This window comes from Cyanobacteriota bacterium, from assembly GCA_025054735.1.
In the GTDB taxonomy this organism is placed as follows: domain Bacteria; phylum Cyanobacteriota; class Cyanobacteriia; order SKYG9; family SKYG9; genus SKYG9.
Genome location: JANWZG010000326.1, coordinates 1 through 4727, shown reverse-complemented (window position 1 = coordinate 4727; position 4727 = coordinate 1). Strand labels below are relative to the sequence as shown.

The 4727-nt window shown below is 45.8% G+C and carries 6 protein-coding genes; 1 reads left to right on the top strand and 5 read right to left on the bottom strand.

Annotated features, from left to right (window positions below; genetic code table 11):
* Positions 1-193: 193 nt before the first annotated feature.
* The 3 genes from cpcA to gcvH form a co-directional block, all read right to left on the bottom strand.
* Complete coding sequence (gene cpcA / locus NZ772_14270) at positions 194-682, bottom strand: phycocyanin subunit alpha (protein ID MCS6814715.1); 489 nt, start codon at positions 680-682, stop codon at positions 194-196.
* Between the two features lie 92 nt (positions 683-774).
* Complete coding sequence (locus NZ772_14265) at positions 775-1293, bottom strand: phycocyanin subunit beta (protein ID MCS6814714.1); 519 nt, start codon at positions 1291-1293, stop codon at positions 775-777.
* A 659-nt stretch (positions 1294-1952) separates the two neighbouring features.
* Positions 1953-2363, bottom strand: a complete 411-nt coding sequence (gene gcvH / locus NZ772_14260) for a glycine cleavage system protein GcvH (protein ID MCS6814713.1) — start codon at positions 2361-2363, stop codon at positions 1953-1955.
* Positions 2364-2538: 175 nt separating this feature from the next.
* On the opposite strand from gcvH, the gene NZ772_14255 reads away from it, so the two are divergent.
* Positions 2539-2745: a hypothetical protein gene (locus NZ772_14255; GenBank protein ID MCS6814712.1), complete on the top strand. Its 207-nt coding sequence runs from the start codon at positions 2539-2541 to the stop codon at positions 2743-2745.
* A 118-nt stretch (positions 2746-2863) separates the two neighbouring features.
* Here NZ772_14255 and NZ772_14250 read toward each other — a convergent pair whose 3' ends face one another.
* Both NZ772_14250 and NZ772_14245 read right to left on the bottom strand, forming a co-directional pair.
* Positions 2864-3322, bottom strand: coding sequence for a single-stranded DNA-binding protein (locus NZ772_14250; protein MCS6814711.1), 459 nt, complete (start codon positions 3320-3322; stop codon positions 2864-2866).
* Between the two features lie 305 nt (positions 3323-3627).
* The coding region (locus NZ772_14245; GenBank protein ID MCS6814710.1) for an NDP-sugar synthase at positions 3628-4727 on the bottom strand (1100 nt) is incomplete at its 5' end.

Here is a 4727-nt window from a genome sequence, read left to right as displayed (position 1 = left end):
ATTCCTAGCCGCCCAGATTCCTTTACACCAGCCATAATTGCTTCCCCTACATAGTTTTAATAGACCGTTTTATCTGCTAGCACCACATGCGATATGCAATGTCAGCATCAACAAAACTGCCCGACAAAGCAAGCAACCACCATCCCCTATCAGAAGATAGGCTTGATCACTCTGTCGGGCTAAGGGATACGCTCTAGCTCAAGGCATTGATAGCGTAGTCAATGTAGGAGTTAGCCTCAGTAGCAGCATCGCCAGTAATACCATGGTTAGCACGGATATACTTTAGAGCTTCTACGTACCAGCTAGGAGACAATTCAAAGGTGCTGTTGATTTCAGCCAAACCAGCAACTAAGTACTCATCCATGGGACCGGTACCACCAGCAATGAGGCAGTATTGAATCATCCGCAGGTAGTAGCCGATGTCACGAACGCACTTGTCCTTACCACGCTGATCAGCAGCATAGTTAGGGCCCTGCATCTGGGTGGTGTAAGGGAACTTCTGGTATACAGCGTTAGCAGCAGCGTTAGCCAAATCGTTTGCCTTAGCAGCTAGAAGCTTAGCAGCTTCCAAGCTAGCACTGGCTTGACGCAGACGGCCAAATGCAACTTGCAATTCAGTGCTGCTCAGAAAACGGCCTTGAGAGTCTGCTGCGGCAACTGCTTCAGTTAGTGGTGTCTTCATTGGTATATATCTCCCTAGTTATTTGTTTTGAAGAAGCTTTAGTTGAAATGTATTGTCATTGGTCATAGAGCGACCAATGACGGATTGATAATTTAGCCAACGGCTGCTGCTGCACGATCGAAGTAACCAGCAACTTCAGACATCAATTGGCTGCAATCGCCAGGAGTGATGCCGTTGCGATCGTTAGCGATAGCGATAGCAGCATCTTTCATCTTCTGAATGCCAGCAGCTACAGAAGCACCAGGAACACCCAGAGCCAAGTAGGTTTCACGCAGACCATTCAGGCAACGATCGTCCAGAACACTAGCATCTCCGGTGTAGATAGCGTAGGTTACATAGCGCAGGATGATTTCCATGTCGCGCAAGCAAGCAGCCATCCGACGGTTGGTGTAAGCATTGCCACCAGGAGCAATCAGTTGAGGCTGTTCAGCAAACAGAGCGCGAGCAGCATTGGCAACGATTGTCGAAGCATTGCTGGTGATCCGGTTAACGGTATCGAGGCGCTTATTGCCATCAGCAACCATCGCACGTAGCGCATCAAGCTGTGCACCACTAACGTACTCTCCACGAGTATCAGCCTGGGAAACAACCCTGGTATACGCATCTAGCATTGATCGAATCTCCTAAAATCGTGTTCATAAAGTGAAGTTCGAACCTGCAACCAGTATACTTGGCAACCAGTTGTAGGCCTCTAGACTCAACAAGCTCGTCAAACCTTAACAAGCTTAAATGCAAGACGCATCACTAGAAAACAAATGGCCGAAACATAACTCCACACCTAGGAAGCCTCATGCATAACCTATTGGGCACTTCAGTAACCTAACAGACAATTGCACCTTTCCAAGAATGCATTCGTGGAATTATGAGAACGCTTCTGGAAAAATGAGAGAGACTATATCTCCAAGGTGCAAAGCTAATTCATCTGCCATCCGTTTTTGTGTATGCTTTCAAGCCTTTTTATACTAAAACGAATAGAACCTCATTTGGCTCAAGTTATCAGAAGTTTATATTTCTTTACGTAGCTTTACAATCTCAATGCGAGTTAAGGATGCATCAGAAGTTGACACTACCGAAGCTGACGCTATCCTAAAATACCAACACAGGAGTAACAGTGCACTCAGCCAACATAGCAGCCAACTACATACTTCCTGTTGCAAGACGATAAAGTCTCTAGCCTGTAGAAGCAAACGCTGCCCTTGTAGTCATGATTGCTAGTCAACAAAGCTACCAGGCAATTCACTTTTCAAGTGTTTACTTATCAAGTGTTTGCTTATTTAGTGCCTTCAACCTTCAAGCGATAGTCATCTGCTGACATTGCACCAGTCAACTCACTTGGATCAGTGATTTGAAGTTTAATCAGCCAGCCTTCACCGTAGGGATCGTTGACGAGCTGGTCAGGAGACTCAGCATTATCTATTGCTTCTAACACCCGTGTGTTCCGCTCTATGACAACACCAGAGACTGGTGAGTACAAGTCTTCAGCAACTTTTACAGACTCGATATTGCCAAATGTATCACCCTTAGCAAGGGCTTTGCCAATATCGGCTAGTTCCAAAAACACAATGTCGCCGAGTTGATCGATGGCATAAGCTGAAATACCAACTGTTGCGATATCACCATCTAACCGGACATATTCATGGGTATCCAGATATTTAACATCATCAGGATAGTCCAGTGCCATAAGCCGTAGTCTCCTCAACAACCGTAATCAATCTTAGCAGCTAAGGATTACAGGACTACGTTGTTTCTCTGAAAGCCTAGAACCTATCCGGATAGGAATTCAGAAGTTCAGAAAGGGGAAACTGAACGATTATGTCTTCATCGTGACCAGATAGGTGATTATCGTGAGTAACCTAGTGAAAATTAAGCTCCAGGGAAACGCCCATGATGTTGAGGCTATTACCTACGCTCTACGTCAGTGGCTACAAATCCTAGATGACGCTGAACGACACGATCAGTCAGATGCAGGGATTGTAAAGCGCTACCTTACTGTTGCTCGGGTCGATCAGGTAACAGGTATTGATGGTTCGGTGGATTGCTCAGTAAATATGCAGACCAATTAGCCTAGTTGCTGATACAGAAGAAGCAGTAGGCATGAAGGATGCACTGAAGATACCTGTTATCTGCCTGATTACGGCTTTACTGAATTCATGGCATTTCTAGAGCTATACTCAGTTTTCTTCAAAAGGGAATGTCGTCAAAAGCATCTGCGTCTGCTGAGTAAGTTGTAGCGGAACTTGACGATGCCTCAGACACTATAGAGCTACTTGCGCTAGCTTTAGGCGATGCCTTGACAGAGGTAGTGGATAATGCCGAAGAACTTTGGAGCACACCATCTGTGCCTAATCGATAAATTCGTTGAATGGTCAATTCAGCTCGTGTTTCTTTGAAGCCTTCAGGACGATCAACGCGATTCATTGATAACCGACCCTCAATCACGACGCGATCGCCCTCATGATAAGTTTCCTGAATTTCTCGAGCTAGATTACCCCAACCCACAGCCTTCAACGTTGCAGGTGGATCGTCACTCCGTAACCCTGGAAATTGCACAACCAACTCAGCAACTGCCATCTGGTTATCTTGGGTGTATCGCAGTTGGGGAGCTTGCACAATTTCTGCATACAACGTGCAGCTATTCATTGGGCACCTCTGAGAAAATCATGTCTTATCAAAACTTCTGGAAGATAATTAAGTCGTAGATTATAGCAGACTTCGTTGATACAGATAAACAATGCATAATCTAGTGTAGGACATTATCTAGTTAGGACGTCGGTAGTGAGGACTTAAGTCCTCACTACGAGCCTTAACAACAATCAACTTGTCTTAATCAACCAGTTTTTGGCCATACCAGTAAATTACGAATAATCAGACACAGCAAACTGTTGCCAACAGGCTGAGAGTTTCAACATCTGCTGTATCTCTAGGCGGTTAATGTTGATGACAGCCTACGATGTGCCCTCGGTGTTAAGGAGTTCGGCTATGGCTAATCGCTCCTCTGAGGGCTTATCAGGCATAGCTTCGCGGGCATCAGTGATTAGCCAGTCTAAAGCGGCAGCCTGTACGTCGATCGTGGCACCAGTCTTGTCTACACAGTAGCGACCGAACACAAGCTTATCGATCAGGCGCACCCCTGGACCGAGGCGAGAATATTCAAACACAACACTGCGTTCAACTAGGGCACCGGAACAAACATGGCAGCTAGGGCCAATATACGTGGGGCCAATAATCTGTGCCCCATCTTCAATACGGGTCATACCACCAATATAGACTGGGCCTCGGATATCCACCTGACTCCAGTTAACAGCCACGTTCAGCCCTGTGAAAATACCTGGTTTGACCTCTTCACCCGGAATACTAACATTGCGCACCTTACCCAGTAGCACATCTTGAATAGCCTGCCAATAGTCTGGCACCTTGCCAATATCAACCCATTCAAATTCCATAGAAACCCCATAGAAAGGAGCATTCATCTCCACTAGTTTTGGGAACAATTGGCTACCAATGTCATATTCCTGACCAGATGGGATGTAATCTAAAATCTCTGGCTCAAAGATATAAATGCCCGTGTTAATTTCAGTGCTAAGGGCTTCTTCGACGGAAGGCTTTTCTTGAAAGGACTTGATGCGGCCATTATCGTCAGTAACGACGACTCCGTAACTAGAGACTTCTTCTCGCGCTACCTTCTTCATGATAATAGTGGCTATCGCCCCCTTTTCCTTATGCCATTTCACTGCGCTAGTCAAGTCCAGATCGATCAGAGCATCACCACACAACACTACAAATGTGTCATCAAAAAAGGGCTGAAAATCTTGGATTTTGCGCATCCCACCAGCCGATCCCAGAGCTTTACCAACTAGCTCGCCATCAATGATTTGACCCTCAAAGGAGTAGGCAATTTGCACTCCAAATCGCTGACCATCGCGAAAGTAACCCTCAATTTCATTCGCTAGGTGGCTAACATTGACCATGATTTTGGTGAATCCATGCTCACGCAATAGTTCAACCAGGAATTCCATTACTGGCTTTTGCAAGATTGGAATCAAGG

Bases quoted from the DNA above. Each gene is read 5' to 3' on its own strand.
- gcvH (MCS6814713.1), bottom strand. From the start codon at position 2,363: ATGGCACTGGACTATCCTGATGATGTTAAATATCTGGATACCCATGAA.
- cpcA (MCS6814715.1), bottom strand. From the start codon at position 682: ATGAAGACACCACTAACTGAAGCAGTTGCCGCAGCAGACTCTCAAGGC.
- NZ772_14265 (MCS6814714.1), bottom strand. From the start codon at position 1,293: ATGCTAGATGCGTATACCAGGGTTGTTTCCCAGGCTGATACTCGTGGA.
- NZ772_14250 (MCS6814711.1), bottom strand. From the start codon at position 3,322: ATGAATAGCTGCACGTTGTATGCAGAAATTGTGCAAGCTCCCCAACTG.